The organism is Paraliobacillus sp. JSM ZJ581, from assembly GCF_044383835.1.
Lineage (GTDB): Bacteria > Bacillota > Bacilli > Bacillales > Amphibacillaceae > Paraliobacillus.
In genome coordinates, this window is record NZ_JBISEP010000041.1 from 1 (window position 1) to 14,616 (window position 14,616).

Consider the following 14,616-nt stretch of genomic DNA (forward strand, 5'->3'; position numbering starts at 1 on the left):
GAAAAAACTAGGTCTATAAGACTAAATAATGTATAAAAAAGTATATTGTTTAGTGTTAAGATGAATGACAACTGTATATGGTAACTTAAAATGAACCACCATGACAATTGAAAATTGAACCACTCTGATAGAAAATAACCCTAATATTTCATTTAAATATGTGTGAGATTACATTGAAAAGGAAGCAGAAAGTTATTAAAAGACATTTGAACGGAGAAAGACAAAGAAGTATTGGAAGAACAACAAATGTTTCAAGAAATACGATAAGAAAATACATTGCAGAGTTTGAGAACAGTAAGCAAAAGGATGTTCGACAGTTACCAATTCCTGAAAGCATTGTGAGTAAGCCTACTTAAAAGCCAAGAGTCAGTAATAAACGTGTGCTTACAGAGGAAATACAAAAAAAATTACAACAATTTATTGTGGAGAACCAAAGGTAGGTGCAGAAAACATTCGATTATTTATTAATGAAGAACACGCAGCTACACACCCTCGCAATTGGATAGTCCATCAATGGGATATGAATATCTATTATAAATGTCAAGATAAGTATGTACAGTTTGGTTCAATGAGTTAAAAATAATCGTGCTGCTTAATCGATTGTTGGAGCTTAGACCTGTCTTCCTTTTGAATATGGTTTTCTCTCGCTAATTTCAGAGCATATTTTTTAACAGTTTTAAAAACCATAGAAACCTTGTTATATCAAGTGTTCTGTGGTTTTTTGTTTGTCAAAAAAGGTGTGTAGAAAGATTTAACAGCACATTCAATAGCTTGCATATAAAAAAATAACAAAAAATCAAGAATAACTAAAATAAAATATCATATATTTAAAATTAAAATTGTCATATTTTCAAAATTATAGTATCTTTAATTATAAACTAAAAATTGAGTGTCATTTGAACTAAGCCTAAATGCCTTATTTTGTTTTTTGTTAATTTAAAATACATAGAACAATAATTAATCTATGAAAAGTGGTGAAAATTTGCGAAAACAAAAAAAGATATTTTTTCTGTTAATTGTTATCATACTTGCACCCTCAGTTTTCTATCTCCTTAGACAATCTACGCAAATCGTCTCAACACGTGCAATTTTCTCTTGGTCAAGTGAAGAAATTACTTATAACAAAAAACAATTAGTTAATGATTTAGTCACATACGACTTCGATCGCCTTTTTCAATCCATTTCTAGCGATGTTAAAAATCAAGAAGTTATTTCATTTGTAACCGAACTAACAAACCAGAATATTGATGTGTATAAATTATCTGGCACACCGGAATGGGCACTTGACCCTAGTGGAACAGGAATGATTGAGCAACTGGATCAAATTATAAAAATCAATCGACAACTACCTAAAAAAAATCATATTAAAGGATTAGTTATTGATGTGGAGCCTTATACATTAGATCACTTTGAATGGGAGGATAAATTTGTTCAAAAATCATATATTTCGGCTATGAAAAAATTATACCAAGAAGCGAAGCAAGAAGGCTTGGAGCTTGTAGTCGTAGTTCCTTATTTTTATGATACAAAAGGTTATAAAGATGTCCTAAATACATTTATTCATGAGGCCTCAAGCGAAATAGCTGTTATGAATTATTATCGAAATCATGAAATAGAACACCTTTCGTTTGAAGCAAAAGAAGCAAAAAAAGCAGACAAGCCATTGACAACTATATATGAATTTAAACAGCCAGGTCAACACGATCTAAATGACATTAACACTTATTTTAATAAAGGAAGGTCAGCAGCTGTAGAAAATGCTAAACAATTAATCCAACATTATAATAATCAAACCATTCATATTGCTTACCATGATTACCATGCTTTTCGGGAGGTGATTGAAAATGAATAATGTGTATCGTGAAGAAAAAAAGTATGTTATTACAAAAGAGCATTATTATAAATTGCGAGAAAAGATTGCTCAAGTCATGCGTCGCGATTATCATAGTGAAAATAACCACTATCATCATCGTAAAGGTGACGGATATACCATTCGCTCTCTTTATTTTGATTCCCTAGATGATCGTGACTTCCATGAAAAAATAGAAGGAATTGAGTTAAGACGTAAAATCCGCTTACGCACTTATATGCATGACCCTAGTTTCTGTTTACTTGAATTAAAGAAAAAAGAAGGGAACTATCAACAAAAAACATCGTTTCGTTTTACAAAAGAAGAAGGAGAACGATTAATTCAAGGTGATTATTCGATGTTACTAGAGTTAAACCATCCTTTTTTAATCGATTGCTACCAAATGATGATGCAACATGTATATAAACCAAAGTCTGTTGTTACATACGAACGAGATGCTTTTGTAGCAAAGGAAAATAAAATTCGAGTCACATTTGACCAATTGATTCGTGGGTCAGAAAGTAATTTTAATATTTTTTCAAATCAATTAATCGAAAACCCCTTACTTGATCCCTACTATATCGTTTTGGAAGTGAAATACGATGGATTTCTGTTGCAATATATTAAAGATTTATTACAAGAATTAGAAAAAGAACAATTATCGGTAAGTAAATACTGTTTAAGTCGAGAAGTCAGTAAACATTATTTAATTTAGGGGGAATAAGCATGCGTGACCTATTATATCAATTATCAGAACAATCACCTAATCTTAGTCTATCAGATATCTTTACAAACCTTTTAATAGCTACTGTAATCGCCTTCGCTATTTATATATCTTATTGGTATACACATGTTGGCACAGCCTACAGTAGAAAATTCAATGTATCCTTAATTACATTAACCATATTAACCACAACAGTCATGACGGTTATTGGGAATAATATTGCTTTATCACTTGGTATGGTTGGTGCATTATCAATTGTCAGGTTTAGAACAGCCATTAAGGATTCTCGTGATACAACGTATATCTTTTGGGCGATCATCGTTGGTATTGGATGTGGCTCTGGAGATTATCTTGTCGCTGCAATCGGAAGTATTATTGTTTTTATCGTTTTATTATTTCTTGGCCGAGTTAACAACAATCAACGAATGTTACTAATTATTAAAGCAAAACGTACGAATGAACTAGATGTAGAAAGCACCGTATTTAAGCAATTTAACAAGAAAGCTTTCTTAAGGGTTAAAAATACAACAAATGAAAGCATTGAATGGATCTATGAATTATCACGAAATACGTATCGAAAAGAGGAAAAGAAAAAGCTCACAATTACTGATGTTCTTTATAAGGTTGGAGGAATAGAATATGTTAATATTGTTACACAAAATGACGAGATCAGTGGATAGATCATGATGAAGAAAATACAATTCAGCCTTATGATTGTTGGGTTGATAACCGTTATTTTTATCGTAGCAATGTTAGATCATGAAAACTTTTACAATCGATATCATCAACATCAGCAAGTGGATACTAAGATCAATACAGCAATTAATTTTTCAAAAATAAAAACGCATTTACCAGTCATAAACATTAAAACAAATGGGCAGCAAATCCCTGGATCTCCTGTAAAAAATAAAAAGTATAAATATCAACTCTCTGAAAAAGGCGAAACCGAAATTAGGACTTCATTCTCCCTATATCAGGGTGAAGATGCTCCATTAACGCTATCAGCAATGTTACATTATCGTGGTAATTCATCACGTCTTTTTGACAAAAAATCGTTTGCAATTCAATTTATAGATGAAGATTATCAAGAAAAAGATGTTTCCTTGCTTAATATGGAATCTGATAACAATTGGTCGCTCCATGGTCCTTACTTAGATAGAAGTTTGATTCGTAATTATTTAGCAATGAATATATCAGGAGAAATTATGCCTTACGCGCCTGACACTAGGTACGTTGAATTATTTGTAGATAGTAATTATGAAGGTCTTTATTTATTAATGGAACGTGTTTCCAAAGGTGAAGGACGCGTACCAATATCAACACCTGAAAAAAATAGTAAGCAGACTGATTATATAGTTAAAATTGATCGCCCTGATAAAATGGACTTTACATTAAATGATTTCTTATTAGACACTTATAAAGTATACCCATCAGGTGTTGAGTTAAGTTATCCTACAGACAAACAATACACATACGAGCGTCAACAATTTATCAATCAAGATTTTTCTTATATCGCTCATTCTATTTATCAAATACCTTTTGCGCAGAAAAAAACGAGTTATGAAGAACTTTTAGATGTGCAAGCATTTTATGATTATTTTATTATTAATGAATTGTTTCGAAACGTAGATGCTGGACGTTATTCAACCTATTTTTACCGTAGCTTAAGGGGTAGGTTAACCCCTGTTGTTTGGGATTTTAATAATTCACTTAATAACTATCAAGTGGTGGCTTTTGATGAGACCGGCTTTTCATTAACACATAGTATTTTCTATGAACAACTGTTAAAAGATGATTCATTTGTGGATGGGCTAATAGAACGTTATCACTATTTAAGACAAACAAAGTTAGAAACAGGACGACTCTTCCAATATATCGATGAAACGATCGATTTTTTAAATGATGCCATTGTACGTAATAACAATCGTTGGAACAGCGTATACGATTTAAGCCAATATGATACGAATAACTATCTTCAACCGATTAAACGAAACCCTACGAACCATCAAGATGCTGTCGAACAAGTAAAAGATTATATAGAAAAACGCGGTGAGTGGCTTGATTGTAACATCGATATACTCTATCAATACAGTCACCCATCCCGTCATAGTCATGAATCAATTAAATAAAAGAATTCTAGGAGGGTGAGATGAAACGATTCTTAATATTGTCTATTTCACTAATACTTATCATTGTTGTTGGACTTTATCTTTATTATGTTGAAGGTTATTATTTTGACAACGAAACGAAGATATCAACACCTTTCTATATTAAAAAAGATACGATTTATCAACACAAAGATAAAACGGACATACCACTTAAAATACGAGGCGTAGAATTAGATAGTGCCTACGGTCCCAAACGAAGAACGGATTTTACTATTGATGAACAAACGTGGTTACGCTGGTTTAACATGATTCAACAAATGGGAGCAAATACGATACGTGTTTCAACAATATTAGATGATCAATTTTACAAGGCATTTTATCAATATAATAATAATCGAGAAGAGCCACTCTACCTCCTTCAAGGAATGCAAGTAGTAACTGACGAAGTTAAAACAAACAAAAATAAAGAAAACTTATTATTCTATAAAACCTTAATGGAAGACGGAAAGGATCTAGTTGATATTATACATGGAAGAAAAGTTCTATTAGAAAATGAACATAAAGGTTCAGGTGTTTATCGCTATGATGTATCACCATGGGTTGTTGGCTTTTTGATTGGTGATGAATGGGATCAAGATTTAATCGCTTATATTGATAAAACGCTAGATTCATCTTCGATATTTAATGGAGAATACGTTACAACGTCATCAAAAGCTACAAATTTCGAAGCAATGATGGCGGGTATAATAGAACAAATGATTGGATATGAATCAAGGAAATACCATATCCAGCGTCCGATTTCCGTTAACAGTTCATCCATCATGGACCCATTTCAATATAAAGAACAATACGCAACACAATTAGGTAAATTCAACACATTTACCATCGATCATATAAAACCGACAGCCAAAATGAAAGCTGGTATATTTGCAAGTTATGCATATGAAGAATTAGAATACCCTATCCTTCAGATGATTGAATCTAGAGAAAGAACACCCTACGCTAATGTTGTAAATTATCTCGATTTGCTTAATCAGGCACATCTCTCTCCAGTTGTTATAAGTAGTTTTGGTCATCCAAGTGTGAGCTATTTAAATAATGAAAGTAAACAAGAGTCCGAATTAATTAATCGTCTAAAAATGTTTGATGAAGCTAACTTAAATGGAGCAATCATCCGATCTTGGCAAGACGTTTGGGACCGTCGTACACAGGAAACATCGTATGCAGTTGATCTTCAACAAATTCATGAATGGCACGATCCAATAACAGCTACACAACATTTTGGATTAATTGGATTTAAGCCCTATCGGAGCGAAGAACTGATGAGAATAGATGGAGATAATAATGATTGGCAAGATGTTGAACCTGCATTTCATAATCAAACAAAAAAAATCGTCATGACAAGAGATCACACTTATTTATACCTATGGCTAGAAGATACTAATATAACAGCTAATGAAACCTTTTACTTAGCATTAGATTCACATCCACAATTGGGTAGTAAGTCGCCTGATTTATTAGATACTACATTTGATAGAAAAATTGACTTTGTCATCCAAGTGATACCTAAGCAAGGAGCAACTTTTTTTGTCCAAGACCGTTATCAAAGTGCAAGACAGAATTTTCTAGAGCGTGTTACAGGTACAAATCCTTTTGTATCTTATCCAAAAGTAGATTCTAATACATTTGAGAAATTGAAATTTTTAAAACATAATAAAGAAATTCTAGCTGAAGAAGAATCAATGAGTAGACATTATAATTATTCATTTGAGAAAATGAGTAACTTAACTAGCTTATATGAAAACGATGAACAAAAAACAGACATCGCGATAGAAAATGGGCGTATAGAAATGCGCATACCTTACCAATTACTCAATATATACGATCCATTGAAGTTTACTATTCATGACGATTATTATCAAAATTATGGTGTAGATCCTCTTAAGATTGAACAATTTTATTTAAGTATTTTAAGTAAATCAGATAAAAGAGCAAAAAGCGTGAAAGTTCCTGTTCAAACACTTAAACGACTTAAAAAGGTTAAAGAGTATGTAAAGCCTTCCTACCATGCGGTAAAAATGTATTGGAGAGGAGATGACTGAAATTGTTTGTTCTAGTAACTTATGTTTATTTTATCATTTGCTTACTCATTCTCTTCTATACTATTAGTTACATTTTTTATCAATGGTATGACAATCAACGCCAAGTAAAAAATACGGAAAAGTATGTAATCTTTATCTCTGAACATCAACAATTTTTAATTGAAGAAGAGTATAAAGAACCAAATCATCTCAAGCAACTTTCCAAGCTTTTAAAAAACACAAAACAATTAATCGCTTTCGAACAAGCTTTGGATCAGCTTAAGAAAAATCAGATTCTTTCATCTGATTATTTAAAGCAGATAGAGCCAGTTATAGTAAGACTTATTGCTAATTTTCAACAAAAAGATCAAATGAAACAAGCTTATCTTGCTCGTTTTATTGCAACCTATGCAAAAGATAACTGGCATGATCCACTTATGTATAAGACGCTCATTTCATATTTAGATAATGCTACAATTTTTTTGCGTGAAAATGTCCTAGCAGCCACTTATCAACAAGCAGACCCAAAATGGATTATTAACGTATATCATTACTTAACAGACAATAATTTGTTTCATCATCCCAAATTAATACAAGATGGTTTATTAGATTATCCTTACAATCATGAATTATTGATAGATACCTTATGGAAGCACCGACACTCATTTAATCAATCCATATTGTTAGGGATTATTGGTTTTATTACTTTCACAAGTGATCGCTATAAGAAAATATTTTATAATATGCTAAAAACTGAATCATTAGATTTAGAGGTCAAAACTAGATTAATCCGTTATTTTAAAAAACATCATGAACCAAAAGCTACGAACTTGCTCATTTCTTTGGCTTCTGATCGACAAGATCCCATTCGTATCGTTACAGTTTTCGTATTAAGAGAATATCCTTCAAAAAATGTCATTGAAACTTTGAAAAAGGCTCTTACAGACGCTAATTGGCATGTAAGACGTAACGCCAGCCAATCATTGTTGGCAATGAATGTACCTAAAGAAGATTTGTTAGATGTTCTACACGGGCATGACCGGTATGCGAAAGAAATGCTTCAGTACCACCTTCATATGGAAGGAGCTATAAACGAATGAATTTATATGTAGAGAATTTCATGGAATTCATTGCATTAATTTTTGTCACCTATATGTTGCTATATACTACCTATTTATTTTTATCTGTTTTGTTTGGTGCTGTTCAACTTTATGAAAATGATCAAATGATTAAATTACATAATGAAATAAAACATAACTATTATTTACCTATATCGATCATTATTCCTGCTTATAATGAAGAAGTGACTATAGTTGATAACATAAAAAGTTTACTACATTTAGATTACAAACTATATGAAATCATTATTGTAGATGATGGATCTACAGATGAAACATCCAAGCGATTACTTGATTTTTTTCCGTTTCAACAAACCATTCGACCCATCCAACGAAAAATAAAGTGTAAAAAAGAAGAAGTTATTTATGAAGCAACTATAAACGATATTAACATAACTTTAATCAGGAAAATAAACGGTGGAAAAAGCGACGCATTGAATATGGGGATAAATCTGTCAAGTTACCCTTATTTTGTTACGGTAGATGCTGATTCTTCACTACAAAAAAATGCCCTAAAGAAAATTATACAGCCCATCCTAATTGATGAAGAAATCATTGCAGTCGGAGGGATGGTTAGGGTGGCTCAATGCGTTGAAATGACAGATGCAGAAGTATACGATTATCGTATGCCATGGCGCCCAATTATTGGCATGCAAGTAATGGAATACGACCGATCTTTCTTAGCCTCTCGTATTTTACTTGACCAATTTAACGGGAACCTTATTATTTCTGGAGCCTTTGGTTTATTTAAGAAGGATGTTGTCATTGCGGTTGGTGGATATAAAACCGATACAATTGGCGAAGACATGGAGTTAGTTATGCGTCTCCACACTTTTATGATGAATAACAAACATTCTTATAAAATTCGTTATCACCCAGATGCAATATGTTGGAGTCAGTCACCCGAATCTTTTCGTGATATTGCAACCCAAAGAAGACGCTGGCATTTAGGTTTGTTTCAATCATTAACAAGTTATCCAATGATGATTTCTCGTTTTCGTTATAAACCAGTTAGCTTTGTTTCATATTTATATTATTGGATCTTTGAAATGTTAGGTCCATTCATTGAAGTGCTTGGAGTTTCTACTATTATACTCGCATTTTATTTTGATTTATTAAATGTGCCTTTTATGATTAATTTGTTTTTAATCTATACAAGTTATGGAGTTTTATTATCACTCACATCTTTTTTTCAACGCGTATATACACAAGGATTAACATTACATGTTTTAGATATTGTTAAAGCGATCATTATGGTTATATTAGAAAATGCTATCTATCGTTATATTTTATCATTTATCAGAGTAACATCATTAATTGGTTATAAAAAGAAAAAGCATATGTGGGGATCTATTAATCGTCAAAAACAAAGTAATCATTCAAGTTCCATTTAGTCTACATCAATTAATCGATGTAACCTACTTTATATTGTATTAATTTTTTAAAAAAATCTCTTCTTTATTTAATTCACAATTACTATGAATCTAAGTCAATATTTCGGACACAATCTTTCGTTAATAGTGTTGGTAATTTCCTGAAAAAATTAACTAGGTTGTGTCCATGAAACTATACTGACATCAGTAACAACTTAAATTGAACCGAAAATAGTAACCTAATAAAAATTCTATTGAACAGTAAAAACCAGAGCAAAATGGCTCTGGTTTTGTATATGAATGAATTCCCTTTTCAGTTAAAGTTCCCTTTCATTGAATATAGCGATTTTGTTTTTTTATTAATTAACAGAGATAAAATTTGTGAATTCATTAATTTCTTCAGTCATTTTCTTATAACGTGTCCAATGAAGATAGTGATGCCCCTCTAAGACTACAACTTTACTAGCTGGACTACCAGTTAATTGTGTCTTGTAAAAAGTTACATTATTCTTTCCATCCTCCGTTACCTTTTCTTCTTTCGTAGTAAAGAATAAGACTGGAACATTAGTTGGAAATTTCATATCAACGATTTTATCTATATTCTCTTTTATTTCATTGGCTTCAGCAACAACGTTCTTGTTGTAACCCTTCCAAGCAGAAATTGCCTTAGTCATTTTTAAATTTTTCTTTGAATAGGTCCCTTCATCAGCAATAGGTAAAAAACCATCGGGATTTATATACAGTGCTAACCTTGCAAATCCAGTAGGTGCCAGATACTTTAAATACTTAGGCATTGTAGGTGCATCTTCACCAAAATATTCCAATGCTTGTGGTAGCGTTGGATCGATTCCTATGATACCTTTAACTTCATCTGGATATGTATTAGCAAAATACATACTATAAATTCCAGAAATCGAGTGAGGCATCAGAATATACGGCCCTTTTATATTTGATTTTTTTATAGCCACTCTTATTTCTTCTACAATATTTTCAACTGTCCGCTCCTTTTTGGTTATATCGCTCCACCCATATCCAAATGGCTCTACCACTACAACTTTATTATTTTTTGACATTTCATTTATTAAAGGTTCAAAATCCAATGCTGGTGCTGCCGTTCCAATCCCACTCAATAAAACTATCGTGTCTGTGCCATCGCCCTTTGTATAAATGTGCATATCTCGATCATCGACTTCAACTACTTCCCCTATGGGTTCGTATTGTTTTTGTTCATATGCAGTCATAATATTACTAAAAATAACCCAAATAACAAATACTGCTAGAATTAAGAATAAACAGTTTCTTAAAACTTTCCAAACTCGACTTTTTTTAATTTGCTTCATTACTTCCTATGCCCCTCTTTCTTTTTTTTAGCATACCTTGCGTACAAACTAATAAAAATTGAACGATAGCAGTATTTTCAGTTAAGTCTCAAGCCTTATAATCTGAAATACTGAAATAAACTTGAAGAGAGGTAACAACCCGGATCATATGGTACAACTTGAGCTTCCTCTTTAGATGACTAACACTACTTTTGTCGACTATATTGAATATGTTAAACTTATATGGTAAAATTTAGTTGCTGATTACATTACTTTTAGTTACAATTAAAATATCTAGAAGCAGTTGTTTCATTGATATTATTTTACGTAAAGTAATACTAATACTTATGTCTTAAATTCTAAGGAGCTCTTATGGAAAAAATAAAAACTTATAAAATATTAGCTGTATCCTGTTTATTATTAAATATTTTAATTTGGATTCCAAATACTGTTTTTGCAATTTCCTCCCCTTTTTGGATGCTATCTTTTTTTATTGCACCAATTGGTATTGTATTTTCAGCATTGATTAAAAATTACTTACTTGTTACTTTAAATGCCATCATGTTTTTTAGCTTTTTTCTATTAATGGGTATAGGATATATCATTAATTCGTTTTCTTAATTTATTTACACAAAAGTATAACTAGTAGCTTGATAGGTAAATCTTTAACAATTTCGGGAGCTTTCACTTTATTCTAACTATCTTTTAAGAAGTAAATAAAACATTAAAACAGTCCATATTGGTATCCAAACAAAAGGGGTATTAAACATAATTATTGCGGATATAGCTATAATAACTACTATTATCTCTTTTTTTCTTTGTAGTTTTTTTTGAGAAGTGAGAAATAAGGTAAGCCACATTGCGGTTGCTAATACTATTACATTAAATATTAAATTACTCAAACAAACCCCTCTTTTCCCTTTTCAAAAAAATATATATACATTATAACAAATAATGTATATATGGGAAATATCAGCTTATTGATAGATGTTTATGTTCACCATTATTAAGTTTTCCGAAAAAAATGTTTTTTAAAGTATATTTAACCTATCAAAACTCGTCTGATTCTTGAATATGAGAACAAAAAAATTCAATTACTGTATCAGCCCAACAATCTCCCTCTTCTCAAGGATACTGCTTACGCTATTTCATTCTTTCTACCTCTTATCTATTGACCGAGCGTGCGACTCTTGATATGGAATGTCGTATTCCGCGTAGTGCTTTACTCATTGCAAAAATATTTTCTACTGGAGCAATCCCCCCGTATCCCGCATCACCAATATGTTGCAAATCCACACCACAAATTTTGTTTTGAATGGTCATTTGTTTAATCGTATCCTCATCAGAGCTTTCCTGACTTGTTCCAATAGCAGTCATAACCAAACCACCATGTTGATGAACTACTTCGACAATTTCAGTTAGTAATTTTGCATTAAATCCTGGAACAGTTCCGAGAGCTGGTACTAAAATAATATCTGCACCATTATCTAAGAATCTTTTTACTTCCTCTATACTTACAACAGACTCATTTACTCCTGCACCATGCATTTTACCCGCAATAATTAATCCTGAGAAATTTTCTTTCGCTAATTTAATAGCAGCTTCGATTTCTTTATTACTAACACCTGTTCCTGGATTACCTGTTAAGCAAACAAAATCCATTCCTAAAGTATCCGTATGTTTAAGTGTTTCTAAAGATGCTTGTCGTCCTTTTGCTATAGATAAGGCTTCTTCATTCATCTCTGCTTCTGTATCGATAGGTTCTAAATTAATACCAATTGGACAGCCTGTTAAGCGGTGTAATTCTTGAACAAATGATGTCGGTTTGTGATCCAAGCCAAAAATATGCGGTTTAAATACATCGACACCATTAAGCAAGATGAGATCTGCACCAAATGCACGTGCTATTTCTGTATTAGTAATATCACCTATAAATGGTTCTTTTGTTGCTACATTTTCAGAAACAACAACACGTCCTTCACTTGCTTTGATACTTAACTTTAACTCTTCTTTAGACATTGATAAAATTTCTGATGCATTGGCACTTATCAATCGTTTAACCATAATGTTCTCCCTTCATATTATCAATAAATAGTTATACTTTTATGTTAATTATTAGATAATTCTTGCGCTTTAAATCGTTTCTCAACAGCTAAAACAAACGGTAAATATAGCAGAATGTCAACAATAATCAATACGACCTGTAACAAAGATGCACTAAAACTACCTGTTGCTAAAACACCACTAATAATTGGCGGCATCGTCCACGAGGGGGCTGCATAAGTAAGCGGAACTAATCCTGACAACATTGCAACATATGCAATAATTAAATTAAAAATAGGGGCGAAAATAAAAGGAATAATTAGTAGAACGTTTAATACAACTGGCACACCAAACGTTGTTGGTTCATTAATATTAAATAAACCTGGTACGACAGTTAATGGTGTTAACACTTTAGATTGACGACTCGCATGTTTCTTTTTCGCTAAATAACCTAAAGCTAATACTAGACCAATAGTAGCCCCACCTCCACCAATAAAAACAAAATTATCCATAAAGGCTGTTGTAAAAACATGCTGTAATTCTTCACCTGCTTGATATGCTGCTCGATTTTCATCAAGGTTTGATAACCATAAAGGCTGCATTACTGAACCTACTATATTCCCGCCGTGAATCCCTACAAACCAAAACAAGCTATTTAAAGCTACAAGGATTGACACACCAAACGCATTATTACCTAAAAGACCTAATGGTTTCCCTAAAATTACTTGAGCTAAATCATGGATGTGTGGCCAGTTAAATGTATCGATAATCCCATATACTAATAACCAAAATACAATAATTGCAGCTCCTGGAATGATTGCACTAAAACTTTTCGCAACTGCAGGTGGTACACTATCTGGCATTTTAATTTGAACATTATGATTGATAAACCATTGATACACATATCCATTTGTAAGACCTAAAATAATTGCAACAAACAAACCTCGGGCTGCCATATATGTTGTTGGAATACCTGCTCCCATTTCTGATATAACAAAAGGAGTCACAGTAATGAAAGCTGCCAAGGATACGATACCTGATGCTACCCCATCCACTTTGTACTGCTTTGTTAAGCTATACGCTATTCCAAAACTTGCAACTAAACCAATTAACCCAAAACTACTATCTACACCTTTCCACATGTACCCAGACACACCAATATTACCTAGAAAATCCACCCAACCTGGAACTGGAAAACTTGCAATAACCATCAATAAAGAACCAATGATAATTAATGGCATTGCCATTGTGATTCCATCTCGAATCGCAATGAGAAACTTATTATTACCAAGTTTACTTGCAAATGGCAATAACTTTTCTTGTAATAACAGATTGATATTTTTCATTTAAAGCCTCCTCATTTATATTGCGTATGATCAAAGTTTTTTAATAAAAACTTGTTAAAACCTTCAGTTAATAGACTAAAAAGGAAAAAACTATACCTCTTTTAATTTAAAGACAACTGAAGCTAACACAAACCAAGTTCGTTTAAAAAACGAGGGTGACAAGTTGTGTACTTAGGCATTGATCTATTTGCTTGCACATATTAAGTTTCAGAAGAAATTTATTTTTACTTTGCTTAAGTATAAAACTGTTGCTAAATTCTTATATATATGTTCGATTTGTTTATTGCTTTACATTGAAATCAATTTTCAAAAAAATCCAATGTTCGAGTTATCAATCTATATATTTATTCTTACTGGTTTAAGTTACTAATAAACTATCTAATCATTGATTTTTCTCTTTCATTTTTTATAATAATGACTACTTTTAATTTATATGTGAATAATCTCTAAAATTGCTTCTAATTCGAAAGAAATACATTTAAATATTTGTGATATTGTCTTGAATAAGGCAGTAATAAATATTTAACTATTAGAGTAGCATCCCTTACCAATAATGTTCATAAAAAATCTATACATCTTTAGTCGCTGTCATTCATCTTAACACTAAACAATATACTTTTTTATACATTATTCAGTCTGATAGACCTAGTTTTTT

The 14,616-nt window shown here is 31.8% G+C and carries 12 protein-coding genes; 9 read left to right on the forward strand and 3 right to left on the reverse strand.

Annotated features, from left to right (window positions below; genetic code table 11):
• The first annotated feature begins 158 nt into the window (after positions 1-158).
• The 8 genes from ACH6CY_RS14855 to ACH6CY_RS14890 all read left to right on the forward strand — a co-directional run bounded on the left by ACH6CY_RS14855 (position 159) and on the right by ACH6CY_RS14890 (position 9,274).
• Entirely contained in the window at positions 159-356 is a 198-nt protein-coding gene (locus ACH6CY_RS14855) for a helix-turn-helix domain-containing protein (protein ID WP_374068102.1), read from the forward strand.
• Positions 357-982: 626 nt separating this feature from the next.
• The gene (locus ACH6CY_RS14860; RefSeq protein ID WP_374068103.1) at positions 983-1,852 is read left to right on the forward strand and encodes a hypothetical protein; all 870 of its coding nucleotides are present in this window, start codon (positions 983-985) and stop codon (positions 1,850-1,852) included.
• Positions 1,845-2,564 carry a polyphosphate polymerase domain-containing protein gene (locus ACH6CY_RS14865; RefSeq protein WP_374068104.1) on the forward strand — a complete coding sequence of 240 codons (720 nt, stop codon included), beginning with the start codon at positions 1,845-1,847 and terminating at the stop codon, positions 2,562-2,564. Before ACH6CY_RS14860 ends, ACH6CY_RS14865 begins: the two co-directional genes overlap by 8 nt.
• A gap of 11 nt (positions 2,565-2,575) precedes the next feature.
• On the forward strand, positions 2,576-3,253 hold the full coding sequence (locus ACH6CY_RS14870; protein ID WP_374068105.1) for a DUF4956 domain-containing protein: 678 nt from the start codon (positions 2,576-2,578) through the stop codon (positions 3,251-3,253).
• 6 nt (positions 3,254-3,259) lie between these two features.
• The gene (locus ACH6CY_RS14875; protein ID WP_374068106.1) at positions 3,260-4,702 is read left to right on the forward strand and encodes a CotH kinase family protein; all 1,443 of its coding nucleotides are present in this window, start codon (positions 3,260-3,262) and stop codon (positions 4,700-4,702) included.
• A gap of 20 nt (positions 4,703-4,722) precedes the next feature.
• Positions 4,723-6,783: a hypothetical protein gene (locus ACH6CY_RS14880; RefSeq protein WP_374068107.1), complete on the forward strand. Its 2,061-nt coding sequence runs from the start codon at positions 4,723-4,725 to the stop codon at positions 6,781-6,783.
• Between the two features lie 2 nt (positions 6,784-6,785).
• Positions 6,786-7,862: a HEAT repeat domain-containing protein gene (locus tag ACH6CY_RS14885; protein ID WP_374068108.1), complete on the forward strand. Its 1,077-nt coding sequence runs from the start codon at positions 6,786-6,788 to the stop codon at positions 7,860-7,862.
• Positions 7,859-9,274: a glycosyltransferase family 2 protein gene (locus ACH6CY_RS14890; protein ID WP_374068109.1), complete on the forward strand. Its 1,416-nt coding sequence runs from the start codon at positions 7,859-7,861 to the stop codon at positions 9,272-9,274. The genes ACH6CY_RS14885 and ACH6CY_RS14890 overlap by 4 nt, the downstream gene beginning before the upstream one ends.
• A 338-nt stretch (positions 9,275-9,612) precedes the next feature.
• Here the strand turns inward: ACH6CY_RS14890 and ACH6CY_RS14895 are convergent, their stop codons facing one another.
• Positions 9,613-10,593, reverse strand: coding sequence for an alpha/beta fold hydrolase (locus ACH6CY_RS14895; RefSeq protein WP_374068110.1), 981 nt, complete (start codon positions 10,591-10,593; stop codon positions 9,613-9,615).
• A gap of 351 nt (positions 10,594-10,944) precedes the next feature.
• Here ACH6CY_RS14895 and ACH6CY_RS14900 point away from each other — a divergent pair, with 351 nt between their 5' ends.
• On the forward strand, positions 10,945-11,193 hold the full coding sequence (locus ACH6CY_RS14900) for a hypothetical protein (protein ID WP_374068111.1): 249 nt from the start codon (positions 10,945-10,947) through the stop codon (positions 11,191-11,193).
• 543 nt (positions 11,194-11,736) lie between these two features.
• On the opposite strand, the gene ACH6CY_RS14905 is transcribed toward ACH6CY_RS14900, so the two are convergent.
• A complete protein-coding gene (locus tag ACH6CY_RS14905) occupies positions 11,737-12,636 on the reverse strand; it encodes a DUF7916 family protein (RefSeq protein WP_374068112.1) in 900 nt (299 codons plus the stop codon).
• A gap of 44 nt (positions 12,637-12,680) precedes the next feature.
• Entirely contained in the window at positions 12,681-13,961 is a 1,281-nt protein-coding gene (locus tag ACH6CY_RS14910) for a PTS sugar transporter subunit IIC (protein WP_374068113.1), read from the reverse strand.
• Positions 13,962-14,616: the final 655 nt, after the last annotated feature.

What these genes read in the sequence shown, in the direction of transcription:
- ACH6CY_RS14855 (WP_374068102.1), top strand. Translation starts at nt 159, where the DNA reads ATGTGTGAGATTACATTGAAAAGGAAGCAGAAAGTTATTAAAAGACAT.
- ACH6CY_RS14865 (WP_374068104.1), top strand. Translation starts at nt 1,845, where the DNA reads ATGAATAATGTGTATCGTGAAGAAAAAAAGTATGTTATTACAAAAGAG.
- ACH6CY_RS14870 (WP_374068105.1), top strand. Translation starts at nt 2,576, where the DNA reads ATGCGTGACCTATTATATCAATTATCAGAACAATCACCTAATCTTAGT.
- ACH6CY_RS14875 (WP_374068106.1), top strand. Translation starts at nt 3,260, where the DNA reads ATGAAGAAAATACAATTCAGCCTTATGATTGTTGGGTTGATAACCGTT.
- ACH6CY_RS14880 (WP_374068107.1), top strand. Translation starts at nt 4,723, where the DNA reads ATGAAACGATTCTTAATATTGTCTATTTCACTAATACTTATCATTGTT.
- ACH6CY_RS14890 (WP_374068109.1), top strand. Translation starts at nt 7,859, where the DNA reads ATGAATTTATATGTAGAGAATTTCATGGAATTCATTGCATTAATTTTT.
- ACH6CY_RS14895 (WP_374068110.1), bottom strand. Translation starts at nt 10,593, where the DNA reads ATGAAGCAAATTAAAAAAAGTCGAGTTTGGAAAGTTTTAAGAAACTGT.
- ACH6CY_RS14900 (WP_374068111.1), top strand. Translation starts at nt 10,945, where the DNA reads ATGGAAAAAATAAAAACTTATAAAATATTAGCTGTATCCTGTTTATTA.
- ACH6CY_RS14905 (WP_374068112.1), bottom strand. Translation starts at nt 12,636, where the DNA reads ATGGTTAAACGATTGATAAGTGCCAATGCATCAGAAATTTTATCAATG.
- ACH6CY_RS14910 (WP_374068113.1), bottom strand. Translation starts at nt 13,961, where the DNA reads ATGAAAAATATCAATCTGTTATTACAAGAAAAGTTATTGCCATTTGCA.